The 14,524-nt window shown below is 67.9% G+C and carries 14 protein-coding genes; 2 read left to right on the top strand and 12 right to left on the bottom strand.

Going from position 1 to position 14,524, the window contains the following annotated elements; translation table 11 throughout:
* The first annotated feature begins 112 nt into the window (after positions 1–112).
* Positions 113–652, top strand: a complete 540-nt coding sequence (locus tag OG598_RS14790; protein ID WP_328654987.1) for a DinB family protein — start codon at positions 113–115, stop codon at positions 650–652.
* Between the two features lie 256 nt (positions 653–908).
* Here the strand turns inward: OG598_RS14790 and OG598_RS14785 are convergent, their stop codons facing one another.
* From OG598_RS14785 to OG598_RS14775, 3 genes are read right to left on the bottom strand one after another with little or no spacing between them, the layout of a single operon-like run.
* The gene (locus tag OG598_RS14785) at positions 909–2,153 is read right to left on the bottom strand and encodes a hypothetical protein (RefSeq protein WP_328654986.1); all 1,245 of its coding nucleotides are present in this window, start codon (positions 2,151–2,153) and stop codon (positions 909–911) included.
* Position 2,154: 1 nt separating this feature from the next.
* The gene (locus OG598_RS14780; RefSeq protein WP_328654985.1) at positions 2,155–2,610 is read right to left on the bottom strand and encodes a hypothetical protein; all 456 of its coding nucleotides are present in this window, start codon (positions 2,608–2,610) and stop codon (positions 2,155–2,157) included.
* Between the two features lie 56 nt (positions 2,611–2,666).
* A complete protein-coding gene (locus tag OG598_RS14775; protein WP_328654984.1) occupies positions 2,667–3,620 on the bottom strand; it encodes a hypothetical protein in 954 nt (317 codons plus the stop codon).
* A 304-nt stretch (positions 3,621–3,924) separates the two neighbouring features.
* On the opposite strand from OG598_RS14775, the gene OG598_RS14770 reads away from it, so the two are divergent.
* A complete protein-coding gene (locus OG598_RS14770; RefSeq protein WP_328654983.1) occupies positions 3,925–4,128 on the top strand; it encodes a hypothetical protein in 204 nt (67 codons plus the stop codon).
* Positions 4,129–4,157: 29 nt separating this feature from the next.
* On the opposite strand, the gene zwf is transcribed toward OG598_RS14770, so the two are convergent.
* The 9 genes from zwf to OG598_RS14725 all read right to left on the bottom strand — a co-directional run bounded on the left by zwf (position 4,158) and on the right by OG598_RS14725 (position 14,509).
* On the bottom strand, positions 4,158–5,651 hold the full coding sequence (gene zwf / locus OG598_RS14765; RefSeq protein WP_328654982.1) for a glucose-6-phosphate dehydrogenase: 1,494 nt from the start codon (positions 5,649–5,651) through the stop codon (positions 4,158–4,160).
* A 685-nt stretch (positions 5,652–6,336) separates the two neighbouring features.
* On the bottom strand, positions 6,337–6,471 hold the full coding sequence (locus tag OG598_RS14760) for a hypothetical protein (RefSeq protein ID WP_255750547.1): 135 nt from the start codon (positions 6,469–6,471) through the stop codon (positions 6,337–6,339).
* A 303-nt stretch (positions 6,472–6,774) separates the two neighbouring features.
* Positions 6,775–7,233 carry a hypothetical protein gene (locus OG598_RS14755; RefSeq protein WP_328654981.1) on the bottom strand — a complete coding sequence of 153 codons (459 nt, stop codon included), beginning with the start codon at positions 7,231–7,233 and terminating at the stop codon, positions 6,775–6,777.
* A gap of 224 nt (positions 7,234–7,457) precedes the next feature.
* Positions 7,458–8,711: an iron-containing alcohol dehydrogenase gene (locus OG598_RS14750; protein ID WP_328654980.1), complete on the bottom strand. Its 1,254-nt coding sequence runs from the start codon at positions 8,709–8,711 to the stop codon at positions 7,458–7,460.
* Positions 8,712–8,819: 108 nt separating this feature from the next.
* Entirely contained in the window at positions 8,820–10,280 is a 1,461-nt protein-coding gene (locus OG598_RS14745) for an NAD-dependent succinate-semialdehyde dehydrogenase (protein WP_328654979.1), read from the bottom strand.
* 275 nt (positions 10,281–10,555) lie between these two features.
* Positions 10,556–11,632 carry an ABC transporter ATP-binding protein gene (locus tag OG598_RS14740; protein ID WP_328654978.1) on the bottom strand — a complete coding sequence of 359 codons (1,077 nt, stop codon included), beginning with the start codon at positions 11,630–11,632 and terminating at the stop codon, positions 10,556–10,558.
* Complete coding sequence (locus tag OG598_RS14735; protein ID WP_328654977.1) at positions 11,632–12,699, bottom strand: ABC transporter ATP-binding protein; 1,068 nt, start codon at positions 12,697–12,699, stop codon at positions 11,632–11,634. Before OG598_RS14735 ends, OG598_RS14740 begins: the two co-directional genes overlap by 1 nt.
* Positions 12,699–13,610 carry a carbohydrate ABC transporter permease gene (locus OG598_RS14730; protein WP_328654976.1) on the bottom strand — a complete coding sequence of 304 codons (912 nt, stop codon included), beginning with the start codon at positions 13,608–13,610 and terminating at the stop codon, positions 12,699–12,701. The genes OG598_RS14735 and OG598_RS14730 overlap by 1 nt, the downstream gene beginning before the upstream one ends.
* On the bottom strand, positions 13,610–14,509 hold the full coding sequence (locus OG598_RS14725; RefSeq protein ID WP_328654975.1) for a carbohydrate ABC transporter permease: 900 nt from the start codon (positions 14,507–14,509) through the stop codon (positions 13,610–13,612). The genes OG598_RS14730 and OG598_RS14725 overlap by 1 nt, the downstream gene beginning before the upstream one ends.
* Positions 14,510–14,524 lie beyond the last annotated feature (15 nt).

Below are 14,524 nucleotides of genomic sequence, written 5' to 3'. Positions count from 1 at the left end.
GCCACGACGGTGCGCTTGACCCGAGCGGCGATCGAATTGCTCCTGGTGGCCGTCGAAGTGGGGCACCGCAAGTCGCTTGACTGGTGCGGTCCGCCCGCGATTGGGTGGCGCCGTGAGCAAACTGTGGACCGCCCCCGAGGACGACCCCAGGACCTTCGGTCAGCCCGTCGGCGAAAAGGCGACCTACCGGGAGTACCTCGGTAACTACCGTCTGACCATAGAGATGAAGTGCGCTGGATTGGACGCCGAGCAGCTCGGCCGACGCTCGGTACCGCCCAGCACCCTGAGCTTGCTCGGCCTGGTCCGCCACCTGGCTCAGATGGAGAACCACTGGTTCCAGCGCGTGCTGCAAGGGCGGACCGACGCACCGCGCCTCGCCAAGCACGAGGACGACCCGGATTGGGACTTCGGTGACGCGGTCCCCGACCCAGCGGTGGTGAAGGACGCCTTCGCAACCTGGAAGGCCGAGATCACCAAGGCCGACGAGTGGCTCGACGCACTCGAGGAGGCCGACCTGGGCCGCGAAGTGCCGGTCGACGGTGGTAGCCACGCCACGCGCGACGTGCTCGTCCACGTGATCGAGGAGTACGCGCGGCACGCCGGCCACGCCGACCTCCTGCGCGAGTGCATCGACGGGCGAACCGGCCTGTGACCCATCTGGGCGGTGGGTCAGGTCAAGGACCGCCGTCAGGATGCAACCTCACCGTGAGGAACGGCGGTGAAGCGGAATCGGGGCGGTCCGGAGCCAGTGAGTCACAGCCTGGTTGTCGGACGCACTCGCCGTTGCGGTGGGGCGGCACGGGATCTTCACAAGTACGGCCAAACGGTTTTGCCGTATCCACTCGGGCACCGTGGATGGCGTTCTCGCCGCAGTTGCCCACTGCGATCAGCGTGTCGGCCGTCTCGCGCTATTGCCGCTGAGTGGGGGCAGCTACGTCGGCACCGGCCGTCGGGGTCGCGTGGCCGTGCTCGGCCAACCAGGATCGAGTCAGTCCGTACGCGAAGGCGCTCGTAGGAGTCAGTTCGCCGTCGAGGACCAGCCGCTCCAGTTCGCCGCCGTCGAGTCGGACGAACCGGAGGCTTGTCGAACCGGCGGCGCCGACCGCGACCTCCCAGTTGCCGCGCGCTTCGGCCAGGAGGTGCGACCAACCTTCAACCGCGTCGTGCCATGCCACGGCCACGAAGTGGATGGAGGGGTTGCAGAGGTCCACTCCGCAGCCGAGCACCGAGAATTGCACCTGGCCGGCACGCCATTCTGTCTCGATATCCGCGATCGGCTTCATCATCCGCAGCCAGTCTGGGTTCAGGCGCGGAACAGACGCAGCGTCGTGCAACTCGGGAAGGTTGAAGAGCTCTTCCCCTACTTCGCGCAGGAAGTTGTACTGCAACAGCCCCAACCCACTCTGCGTGTCACCGATGCAGTTGGGTTCCAATCCGAAGACGGGAATGAACGAGGCGGCACCTGGGTCGACGAACACCTCCATCGATCGCCGCTGAAGCAGCACATGAGCCCCGTCGGGTCGCCGTTCAGCCAGTATCACGGTGGCACCCACGACGATCGGGCGCTCTCGCTTCTTGATCGCGGCGAGCGGGTCGGCGAACAGCCGGATCCGTCGGCGCCTGTTGCGGATGCCGAACCAGCGGCGGGGGTCCGCCTCTATTTCGCGGAAGAAGGCCGCGTAAGCGCTGTACGGACAAACACCCATGATCCAGGGACGGTGGGCGTCCCATTCCTCCGGGTGTTCCATGACGTAGCAGATCTGCCCTTCGAACACGTTCGTCTGGGCCGAGACGATCAAGTGCTGGAGGGGGCGGCTCGGGAATCGATTGTCGGAGCCGGAGGCCATCCGCATGAAGTCGTCGGACTCCGGGTCGAGGCGGCGGTCGACAAGCCACTCCTCGCGAATCAAAATGGGTAACTTCAAAGATTTTCCGGCCACGTCGAGCACGTACGGCACGAGACTCGGGACTCGTGGTTCGTGGAGTGCCAGCGCCGTTGCCTGTAGGGTGCCGTCCCGCCGAACCTCGGCCAACCGCTCGTGGGCCCGACCCGTCCGAAGGCGCAGCCACCACCGCAGCGCGGCGTCGTAGCAGCGATCGGCCGCAACCCCGGTAATTCCGCCAACCACCAACAGGATGACGTTCAGGAGCATGTCAGGCATTCCCCAGTATGAGTGCGGCGACGTGACGTGCCAGCGTCTGAGGGCTGGTCCCTTCTCCGAAGGTTCGCACATTGTCGCACACTGCCCATAACGGACGGGTAGCTGCTCGGAGCGGGCTTCCCACCCCGACCACGACGTCCAAAGCGCCTTGGCGTCGTAGTGACTGAAGCTCTCTGGCCGGGGCGGTCCAGGTGTCCGTCGGTTTTCCGAGCAAGGTCAGCAGGCACCGGGCTGGCACGCCACCGGCGTCGGCCGCGACGGCACTGACCAGGTGCCGCAGCAGCGAGCCGAACGCGCGGCTTGATCCCGGTGCCTGCACGGCCGGCACGTCAGCCGGTTCGCCACGGTGCCGCAGAACTTCGACGCTGCTGGCGTAGGCGAGGAGCGTCACGTCGAACCGGCCCGCGTCAGTCTCCTGGATGGCGTCGATGACCTCGCGCAGCAGCAAGTCCGGCTGGTATGCCCTGTCGCCGGCATCGAAGCACAGGTACAGCGACCGGGACGTCATCGCTCCCGCCGGACGAAGACGAAACCCTGTTCGCGCATGAAGTTGCTGTACATCGTGGAGGACGAGCGCGCGAGTGCGGTGAGGCTGGGGGAGTGGTCCAGTCCGTATCGAGCAAACAACTCCCTCCAGTGCGGCAGGGGCTGACAGTTGACGTGGTGGTGACCGGGCTGGCCGGGCCTGGCCAGCGTCGCGACGACCCACTGACACGCGGCGAGCACCGTCATGTAGTGGTGTTCGTGCGCGCTGTCGACGTGCTCAAGGAACTCGACACACCAGCCAAGGTCCCACCCTCCGGCCACCGAGGGCGCACCGACGGTCAAATCCTGGCGGACGAGCCATGGACCGTCCGGTATGGCAGGGTCGCCGTCGATGCCGATGGCCGCTATTCCGGCGTGGCGCCCCGCGAAGACCATGCCACCGGGGCCGCAACCCAGATCGACCATCGTCCGGGCGCCGGTCGCGTCACGGATCGCCAGGAGCGAGCCGATGTCAAAGTTCGTGCGGTGCTTGTGCCCGCCGAGGTGAGCCGGCGTGGCCGTCGGACGATCGAGCGGAGGCGCGCCGAGTGCTCGTCGTAGCAGGTCGGAGAACAGCGAGTCGTGCCGCATCAGATAGTCGGCTGGGGTGTGCAGCAGCAGGCGTGTCTCGTCGTGGCGGTCCCACTCCTGTACCGACAGTCCGATGGCCGCGGCTGCGTCCGCGGCAGCCTGGATCCCGCCTGGGTCGGCGGGACAGCCGAGGTAGCGGGCGAGGATCGGGTGTACCTCGTGAACCGACCCGCGCCAACTGCATTGACTGTCAGCAATACCGTGACGGCCCAGCGCGGTGGTCAAGGCCCGGTCGACGAGGTACGCGCCGGCTGGCATGACGACCGGCCCCCGACGGATGTGCTGGAGAGCCATCTCGATCGCGTCCGCGATGACAGGGTGGCCCGGCGACGACCGCAGCACCCGGCAGGTTGCTCGACCGGGGCTACGTAGGGATGTCGTCAGGACCTCCGCGGATGGCGGCGATGGTCGCAGTGCCCTGGTGAACAACACGTCGGCAGAGGCCACCGTGCCGCCGTAGAGGCGTAGGTGCTCCAGCGCGGCCAGGCCGTGCCGAACGGTGGCTGGCGTGCTGTCGCCCACCCGCATTCGCCGAAGCAGTGTCGGTATCGCGTCGTGTGGAACGAACACCGCGTCAGGGTGATGACGCCTGGCCGCTCGCCGGAGGAGTTCACCCACCTCGCCGGGTGCCGGCACGGCCGGCGGCATGATCGCGAGCACGGGCAACATCATGCCAGCCCTCATCGATGTCTGTCATTCGGTCGCTGGCCTGTTCCACAGCTGGCCCGGGAGGCGTAAGTCGGCGTGCAGCAGTCCGTCGGCGCGCCGCCCGCCCTCGATGGACTTCGATGACCGGCTCAGTGAGCGGACCGCGCTGCGCGTCGATGGTGAGACCAAGCGATCGGTCTGAGCAGCGCGGTCCCACTCGTGGTGGCAGGGTCACGCGGAGTTGCGCCACTTGCGGCCGTGCCGGCCGATGAGCCGGTCGGCGTCGGTCGGGCCCCAGGAGGCGGCCTCGTAGGTGGGGATCGGCGAGTTGTCCTTCGCCCAGTTGTCGATGATCGGGTCGACGATCCGCCAGCACTGCTGCACCTCGTCGCTGCGGATGAACAGCGACGCGTCACCGATCAGCGCGTCCAGGAGCAGCCGCTCGTACGCCTCCGGGGACTCCTCGACGAACGTCTGGTCGTAGGAGAACTCCATTGTGGCGGTACGGACCCGGAAGGAGTGGCCCGGCACTTTGGCACCGAAGCGCAGCGAGATGCCCTCGTTCGGCTGGATCCGCAGGATCAGCGCGTCAGCATCGAGGCCGGTGAGCTGGTCGGTCGGGATCGGCAGGTGCGGCGGCCGCTGGAACTGCAGTGCCACCTCGGTGAGCCGGGCCGGCAGGCGCTTGCCGGTGCGTACGTAGAACGGCACCCCGGCCCAGCGCCAGTTGTCCACGTTGAGCCGCATCGCGGCGTAGGTCTCGGTCCGCGACAGGGGGTCGACGCCGGACTCCTCGCGGTAGCCGGCCATCAGCTCCTCGCGGGTGCCGCCGCGGGTGTACTGTCCCCGGACCGCGGCCTCGGCGATGTCACGGTCGGTGGGGAGCCGGATCGCCTGCAGCAGCTTCACCTTCTCGTTGCGCAGGCCCTCAGCCTCGAATGAGGCCGGTGGCTCCATCAGTGCCAGCGCGAGGACCTGGAGCACGTGGTTCTGCACGATGTCCCGCATCGCGCCGGCGTCCTCGTAGAAGCCGCCACGGCTGCCGACGCCGAGGGTTTCGGCGACGGTGATCTGCACGTGGTCCACCCAGGAGCGATCCCAGATGGGCTGGAAGATCGAGTTCGCGAAGCGCAGCGCCAGCACGTTCTGGACGGTGTCCTTGCCCAGATAGTGATCGATACGAAAGACCTGGTGCTCGTCGAACGCGCTGTGCACGACGCCGTCGAGCTCGCGGGCCGTGACCAGGTCGCGCCCGTACGGCTTCTCGATGACCAGGCGGGAGAAAGAGCCTTCGCGTGGCTGGTTGAGCCCGACACCGGCCAGTCCGTTGATCACCGGCTCGAAGGCCCCGGCCGGGGTGGACAGATAGAAGAGCCGGTTGCCGGACGTGCCCCGCTGTGCGTCCAACTCGTCGAGGGTCTCCACGAGCCGCTTGTAGGTCTCCGGGTCGTCGTAGCCGCCGGCCACGTACCGCACGCCGCCCTGGAGCTGGCGCTTGCTGGCGAGGGTGCGTTCGCCGAGGACGCTCTCGGCGAACTGCTCCTCGGTCATCGACGTACGCGCGACGCCGACCAGCGCGAACTGGTCCGGGAGCCGCTCGTGCCGAGCCAGGCTCTCGATTGCGGGCAGCAGCTTGCGGCGGGTCAGGTCACCGGAGGCGCCGAAGATCACCAGCGTGGCCGGCGGGGCACTCCGCTCCTGAATGAGCTGAGATGCGTGGTCCATGGTCTGCGTTCCTCCGGGCACAAGGGGTGTGGGGTTGGGGCTGTGCTGTCATGCCAGGGATTGTGCGGGCTTTGGCGGTGGTGTCCGGGGCCACGCCGGCGTGGCCTCTTGGTCGCGAAGCTTGAGCGTCGCATGCCGGGCTGACGGGTAGGCGATTCGGTGCGGTCTGTCGGCGTACGCGGTGGTGGTACGAATGATCGTGGCCAGGCAGCCGGCGGAGGTCAACGGTCTCGCCGACGGCGGTGTCGGGGACCGGCAGAGTGCGGCTGGGGCGTGGCGGTGGTCCGGAGGTGGTGGCCCAGCCTGATGATGGGGCTGTGGCTGTTCGTATCCGCCTGTGACCGGAAGATGATCGGCAGAGCGCTCGCGCCGCAGCAGCAGGCCGCAGCGGATTCTTGAGGTGCCCAAGGCGCGCGGGAGCGGCGTCGGTGGGCGTTGGGGACTTCGTGCTCGCTGCGTCAGCCAGCTCCAACGCAGCGGTGCCGCCTGCGGCTCTCATCTCGAAATGGGGCGTAGCTCGTCATCCCTGGTCTGCTGTTCCTCGGATGGCGTCCCGGCGCCGGCCGGATCCTCTGGATTCTGCGACTGGCCCGCAGCTCTGCGGCAGCAGCGCAGGTGGGGACCCGACGATTGTCAGTCCCCACCTTCATCGCCGTGTTCCGAGAATTGAGGGATGCTGCCGGCGTCAGCGCCCGGTGGGCACGATGTTCGAGGATTGCCCGTTCTGCTCGTCGCGCTTCAGGCGCTTCGCAGTCTGCTTCTCCTTGATCGTCTTGCCCTTCTTCTTGACGTTCGCCTTGCTCGTCGAGTCCTTGGACATGATCGAACCTCCTGGAGCAGGTCGGTGAACGTGCAGCGTGGTACTCGCCTGATCGCGGCGTGCAGGTGACGGAAGGCGCCCCGCGGCGGAAGCGAAATCCTTCACTGCACGCCGACCCTACGCTGTTCCAGCTCTTGCCGACGTTGGGAAGCGCACCGCCGATCGTGGGGCAGTAGATCGTGCCGCCCCACCTGCCTTCGGCGGGGCGCTCAGGCTCGGGGATGGGTGGCGATCCCGTCAACCCTCGCCCAGGCAGCAGAGCAGACCTGCATGCGGTGACAAGCGCATTCGTCCGGTAGGGCCTCAGCTTGCGGCCGCAGCGGCGACGTAGGCGTGGAACGCCGCCACTTCTTCATCCGTGACAACCGGTTCGAAGTCCAAGAACTCGCTCGGAACGATGCTGGCACCCGTGCCGGTGACTGTCACAAACCAGGCGCCTTCGTGGCCGAACCAGCGCGCCTGCGCCAGGACGCCGATGTCGGCGCTCTCTGAGGGGTCGTCCGGGTTCTCCACGGCGATGATGCGAACCCACTGCCCGTCCTGGCCGTAGGGCGGCTGCGGGACGTGCAGGGTGAGGTTGTCCGCCCCAAGGCTTTCACCGAACAGACGAGCTGCACCGGCCTGGGCCAGTGTCCAGAGATCCGCTGTCCTACCCGTGCGGCCTACCTCCACCTCGCCGTCCGGACCCTCGACCAGTACGGCGTATGAGCGGTCAGGCTCGTGCCGCACCCGTGCTCGTACCTGCATCTTGGGATCGCTCATCCGCTAATGATGCTGCGGCCGCTCCATCGGCAGCGCGGCCGTACAGCTATTTGTGCAGCCATGCCGGTCGACGTGCCTTGTATCCGTCACCGACTTGAGCCAGAGCACGGCATGATCCGACCAACGCTCGTCTGGGACGGATCAGCCCCAGGGAGGACTGCCACGTCGAGCGCGATGGCGTAGCCGAGTATTCCGACACTCCGGGTGGGGGAGGGCACTCGTCGTCACGTGGAAGACCGGTCACTGTCTCTGCTCGGGGTCAGGGCGTGTCGGTTCCGGTCCCCGGTCCAGGCCGCTTCGAGGATCGCGGTCAGGCTGGCGGTGTCGGTTGGGCCTGGATGGTTCTGGATCAGGCGGGTGACGCCACTGGCCATCTCCGCGAAGCGCGGGAGGTCGGCGCGTGCCACGCCGATGTCCGCCAAGGTGCGAGGGATGCCGATGTCGGCCAGGAGTTCGTCGAGCCAGGTGAGGAACGTTTCTGCGGCCTCGGCATCCGAGGCGTCGGTCACGTCGAGCCCGCACACCCGGGCGAGGATGGCCAACCGGTCGCTGATGGCATCCTTGGCCGCGTCCAGCGCATAGGGCAGTAGCAGCCCGACGCCCACGCCGTGCGGCGTGTGCGTGGCTGCGCCGATGGGGTACTGGAGAGCGTGCGGAGCCGCGTTGCCCGCGTGGGAAAAGGCGAGCCCGGCGAGCATGGACCCATAGGACATGTCCGCGCGCGCGTCCGTGTCGCCTCCGTCCCTGACAGCACGACGCAGGCTGCGGGCGATCCGCTCCGCTGCGCGGAGCGCGTAGTGATCGGTGATCGGGTTGCGGCCGAGGAACACCTGCTCCACCGGGTCGCGCGGTCCGTGGGCCCAGGGTCGGGCGGTGTAGCTCTCCACCGCGTGACAGAACGCGTCGATGCCGGAGTGGGCGGTGACGGTGGCAGGGCAGGTGTAGGTGAGTTCGGGATCGACGATGGCGAAGTCGGGCACGATGTGGACGCTGGAAACGCCCACCTTCAGCTCGCGGTCCGGGTCGGTCAACACCGAGACGGGCGTGAGCTCGGAGCCGGTGCCTGACGTCGTCGGGACCGCGACGAGAGGAATCGTCGGCCCCGGCACCCTCGACTCGCCGTAGAAGTCGCGCGGCGTCCCACCGTGGCGGCGGATGACGCCGACGATTTTGGCGAGGTCGATCACCGTGCCACCGCCGATGGCGAGGATCACGTCGGCGTCCACCTCGGCGGCGACCGCGACAGCCAGTGCGACATCGGAGAGGGGCACGTCTGGGGTCGCGTCGGAGAACACCTCGACGACAGTGACCTTCTCCCGCACGGCGGCCACGATCTCGGCCACGCCCGGCTGCCCCAGGAGAACCTGGTCGGTCACGATGAGGACTCGCGAGCCACTTTCGGCCACCACTCGTGGGATGTTCTGCGCGACCCCTTCGCCCACTATCAGCTGGCGTGGTCCGCGGACGGTCTCAAGCATGTCGGTGCCTCTCCGGAACGTCGGCGGCGATGTGCTGGGCGGACGTCCAGGTCACCTGCGAGACCCGGACGGCGTCGGCAAGGTCGGCCCCCTGCAGCAGCAGGCCGGTCACGGTAGGTCGATCGCCACGTAGGTGAGGTCGAGGTATTCGAGGATGCCCTCGTGCGACCCCTCCTTGCCGATCCCGGACTGCTTCACGCCTCCGAACGGAGCTGACGGATCCGATATCAGACCACGGTTGATGCCGAGCATCCCCGTATCCAGCCCTTCGGCGAACCGGAGCGCCCGCTGGAGGTCACGCGTGAAGACGTATCCGGCCAGGCCGTGCTCGGTGTCGTTGGCCTTCGCCATCACCTCGTCGTCGGACGTGAACGAGATGATCGGCGCCACCGGGCCGAAGATCTCCGCCTTCAGCATCCGCGCATCTTCGGGCACGTCGACGAGGACGGTAGGCGGGTAGAAGTGGCCCGGCCCGTCCGGGCGCTCGCCGCCCACCAGTACCCGGGCGCCGCGATCGACCGCGTCGGCGACGAGCTCGTGGATCTTGGTGACCGAGGCATCGTCGATCAACGCCCCGACGTTCACGCCGTCGTCGAGACCGTGGCCCACCGAAAGCGCGCTCATCCGCTCGGCGAAGCGTGCCGCGAACTCCTCGCGTACGGGCTCCTCGACGTAGATCCGGTTGGCCGCGATGCAGGACTCCCCGATGTTGCGCATCTTGGCCACCATGGCACCGTCGAGCGCGACGTCCAGGTCGGCGTCGGCACACACGATCAAGGCCGCGTTGCCGCCCAGTTCCATGGAGGTGCGCAGCACGTTGTCCGCGGCCTGTCGTAGCAGTACGCGCCCGACCTCGGTCGACCCGGTGAACGAGAGCTTGCGGGTCCGACTGTCGGCCAGCAGTGCGGAGACCACCTCGCCGGAACGCTTGGTGGTCACCACGTTGACGACGCCCGGGGGAACGCCGACCTCCTCCATGATGCGGGCCAGGAACAGCATGGTGAGTGGCGTCTGGCCTGCTGGCTTGGTGATCGTCGTGCAGCCCGCGGCCAGCGCAGGAGCGATCTTGCGGGCACCCATGGCCAACGGGAAGTTCCAGGGCGTCACGAAGACGCACGGTCCGACCGGCTTCGGCACGGTGAGGATGCGGTATCCACCCGCGGGAGCGATGCTGTAGCGCCCCTCGACGCGCACCGCCTCCTCGGCGAACCAACGGAAGAACTCGGCGCCGTAGGCCACCTCCCCCCGAGCCTCGGCGAGCGGCTTGCCCATCTCGAGCGTTATCAGCCGGGCGACCTCCTCGGATCGCTCGGTCAGTGCCCGGTACGTCGCGGTCAACAACTCTGACCGTTTGCGCGGCGGGGTCGCCGCCCACTCCGCCATCGCCCTGCTCGCCGCGTCCAGGGCGGCGAGCCCGTCAACGACGTCGGCGTCCGCCACCTCGGCGATGGTCTTGCCGGTGGCCGGGTCCTCGACGGCGAAGGTCGCTCCGCTTGCGGCGTCACGCCAGGCGTCGCCGATCCGGAGCCGTCGATGCTCGGGGGCCAGGACGTTCATCGGGTCACTCATCGCGTCGCCTCCTGTGATCTTCTTCGTGATGTCCGGCATGCCTCAGCGATCGCGCTGTGCGCGTAGACGGACGGGTCACACGCCCTCGTCGGGGGCGAGGGTGCCGGGCGGGTCGACTGTGGCCTCGGCGTGGTCTGCAAGGCGACGCTCCGCGCCACCGATCGCCTTCTGGGACCACGGCCGTCTCAGCGTCGTCAGGTCGTGGGCACTGATGACGGTCCGCCGAGACTCGATTGCCGCGTGCGGGCGCACGTCGCCGTCGCCGCCGCGCGCCGTTACCGCCCCGCCTCGGACAGCGACAGCCCGGTGCCCGCATCGAACAGGTGCGCACGGTCCAGGTCGACAGTGACGTGCAGCCGCTCGCCCGGCGTACCGGTGACGGTAGGTCGTGCCTTGACCTTGAGGATCTCCGTCCCCACCCGGACGTCGACCACCGTTCGGTCACCGAGCGGCTCAAGCCCGTAGAGCTCACCCGACAACGACGCGTTCCCACGCTGCTCGACTGACAGGTCCTCCGCCCGCAGGCCCAGCAGCAGCTCACGACCGTCCTCAGCCGTGGTCCAGCGGGGCCGTGGCAACGTCCAGCCTTGCGCACCGACCAGACGATCTCCCTCGGTGTGGCAGGCGAGCAGGCTGATCGGCGGGCTCCCGACGAATCCGGCGACCCACTGGTTGGCCGGCCGCTCGTACACCTCGGTCGGCGTTCCGACCTGTTGCACCGTCCCCTCCTTGAGAACCGCCACCTGGTCGGCCATGGACAGGGCCTCGACCTGGTCGTTCGTCACGTAGACGAAGGTCGCCCCGAGGCTCCGGTGGATGCGGGTGAGTTCGGTGCGCATCTCGACGCGGAGCTTGAGGTCGAGGTTCGTCAGCGGCTCGTCCATGAGAAACGCGCGCGGGCTGCGGACCAGCGCCCGGGCCAGGGCGACACGCTGCATCTCACCGCCCGACAACTGCGCGGGACGACGCTGCAGCAGACGTTCGATGTGCAGCAGGCCCGACATCTGCTCGACGGCAGCGGCGATCTCGGTCGACGAGCAGCGGCGTGCCCGCAGCGGCGACGCGATGTTCTCGTACACCGTGTGTCGCGGGTAAAGGGCGTAGCTCTGGAAGACCATGGCCAGGTCGCGTGCGGCCGGGGTGTCACCGGTCGCGTCCCGGCCGTCCAGGTGCACCGACCCGGCGTCGAGCTTGTCAAGGCCGGCTATCGCTCGCAGGGTCGTCGTCTTGCCAGCCCCGGAGGGCCCCAGCACGACGAAGAACGAGCCGTCCGGCACGTCCAGCGTCACCCCGTCCAGCGCCTGGACCTTTCCGAAGGACTTGCGCAGCCCCTGCACCGCCACGGTTCCCATCAGGCCACCAGCTCTTCCGTGCTCACGTCGTAGACCGCCGGGGTCCCGCCGGTGTGCCGCAGCCCGACCGTTGCGTCAGCGGCGAAACGGACAGTCGGTGGCATCCGAACCCGTACGTCGCGCTGGCCGCCGTGGTCGACCACGTAGATGATTTCGTCGCCCAGCCACTCCGCCGAGACCACGCGGGCCGGGATCGAACGTTCGGCCTCCGGTTCCGTGACTTCCAGCGCCTCCGGCCGGACACCGGCGATCAGGCGACGGTCGCGCGGCAGGCCTGGCGGTGGCGTGAGGACCAGTCCGCCCTGACTGCGTAGCTGCCCGTCGGCCACCTCAACCTCGATCAGGTTCATCGGCGGGGAGCCGATGAAAGCGGCGCAGAAGAGACTCGCCGGGCGGTCGTAGACCTCCAGCGGCGTGCCGATCTGCTCGACGCGGCCCTTGTTGAGGATGGCGATTCGGTGACCGAGCGACATCGCCTCGACCTGGTCGTGGGTGACGTAGACCATCGTCGCCCCCAGCTCTCCCTGAAGGTGCTTGATCTCCGTGCGCATGTCCGCCCTCAGCTCCGCGTCCAGATTGGTGAGAGGTTCGTCCATGAGGAAGGCGCGCGGTCGTCGCACCAGGGCGCGAGCGAGCGCGACGCGCTGCTGCTCCCCGCCGGACAGCTGGCGCGGTCGCCGGTCCAGGAGCGGACCGAGCCGCATCAGCCGGGCGGCCTCGGTGACCCGCTCGTGCACCTCCGGCTTGGGCAGTCCCTCTGCCCGCAGCGGGAACGCCAGGTTGTCGCGGGTCTTCAGGTGCGGGTAGAGGGCGTAGAACTGAAACACCATGGCGATGTCGCGCTCGGCGGGCGGCAGGTCGTTGACCAGCCTGTCGCCGATGCGGATGTCGCCCGTCGTCTGCCTCTCCAGGCCCGCTATGGCCCGCAGCGTGGTCGTCTTGCCGCAACCCGAGGGGCCGAGCATCACGAACAGCTCGCCGTGGCCGATGGACAGGTCCACGTGTTCAACTGCGACCGTCCCGTCCGGGTAGCGCTTGTGCAGCGCGGTCACCTCGATGCCGGCCATCAGCGCCGCACCGCCCCGAGCGTCACACCGGCGATGAGGTGCTTGCGCACGAGGTACGCGAAGACGAGCACCGGTAGGGCGAACACCACGGAGGCGGCGGCCACGAGACCCCAGTCGGTGGTGGTGCCGCCGATGAGGCCGGCGATGGCGGGTGGGGCCGTCCGGACGTCGTCGCTGGAGGTGAGGAAGGTGGCGAACACGAACTCGTTCCAGGAGAAGATGAGTGCGAAGACCGCCGTCGCGGCGATGCCGGGCACGAGCAGGGGAAGGGTGAATCGCCGGAACGCCTGCAAACGGGTGTAGCCGTCGAGCATGGCGGCATCCTCGTACTCCGCGGGCACCTCGTCGACGAACCCCTTCATCATCCAGATGGTGAACGGGACGTTGAACGCGGTGTAGATGAGGATCAGGCCGAGCTTGTTGTCGATGAGTCCGACCTGGCGGTACATGAGGAAGATCGGGACCACGACCACCACGGGCGGCATGAAGCGGGTGGACAGGATGAAGAACAGTTGGTCCTTCTTGGCCTTCACGGCGAAGCGTGAGTAGGCCCAGGCCGCCGGGACCCCCAGCACTGTGGCCAGCACCGTGGAGACCCCGGCGACCACTACGGAGTTGAGGAACGCGACGGACAACGCTGAGCGACCGCCGTCGGGGTCGACGAACACGTCCTTGTAATGACTGAAAGTGATCTTGAAGTCGAAGAACTTGGCCGGGATGGAGTAGACGTCCCGGTTCTCCTTGATGGACGTCTCGATCATCCACAGCACCGGAAAGAGCATCACGACGGCCAGCACGGTCAGCAGCGCGACCTCCAGCACGGAGCGGCCTCGGCCGCCCAGGCGGCGCGCGGGCGGCGTGTGATCCCGGGCAGGACCTGTGGACACGGCCTCGTCGACGGAGACGGCCATCAGCCCTCCTTGAGCTTGTTCAGGTAGCGCAGGTAGAACTGCGTGAGGACGATGACGACGAGGACCATGAGGATCCCGTACGCCGAAGCGGTTCCGGTGTTGAAGCCCAGGAACGCGACCTTGTAGATGTGGAACGACAACGTCTCGGTGGAGACGCCCGGACCTCCGTTGGTGAGGATGTAGACGAGGTCGAACAGCCGGAATGCCTCGATGGCCCTGAACATCACGGCGATGAGAAGCAGTGGCCACACCAGCGGAAGAGTGATGGTGCGGAACCGGAACCATTCGGAGGCCCGGTCGATCGAGGCGGCCTCGTAGAGGTACTTGGGAACCGCGGTGAGGCCCGCGAGTGCGATGAGCATGATGAACGGCGTCCATTGCCAGGTGTCGACAACGATCAGGGACAGCAGTGCCGTCCGCTGCCGGGTGAGCCACTCCACCTGCCCCAGGCCGAGCGAGCCGAGCATGCTGTTGACCACGCCGAACTGCGCGTCGAGCATGAATCGCCAGAACAGCCCGACCACGACCGGCGACAGCATCATCGGAACCAGGAACAGAGTGGTCAGCACTCCTCGCCCATGCGTGCGCCGGGAGATCAGGTAGGCGATGCCGAATCCGAGCACTGTCTGCAGGCCGACCGCGCCGACCACGTAGATCAACGTCGTCAGGGCCCTCGTGTGGACCTGCGCCGACGTCAGGATGGCGGTGTAGTTCCCGAACCCGATGACGTTGGCGGGCCCTCCGCGGGTGGCCGAGTAGTCGGTGAAGGACAGGTACAACGCCCACAGCAACGGGAACACCGACATGGCGAGCAACAGCAGCATCGCGGGGGAGATGAAGGCCACGGCGAGCCCGCGATCGCTCAGCCGGGGGGACCGACCCCGGGCAGGGGGCCTCACGGACGCCACCTGCCC

The sequence above is a fragment of the Micromonospora sp. NBC_00330 genome, assembly GCF_036136635.1.
GTDB classification, from domain to species: Bacteria; Actinomycetota; Actinomycetes; order Mycobacteriales; family Micromonosporaceae; genus Micromonospora; species Micromonospora salmantinae.
Note: the sequence above shows the minus strand (reverse complement) of the source record. Positions and strands in the feature narration are given on the sequence as shown.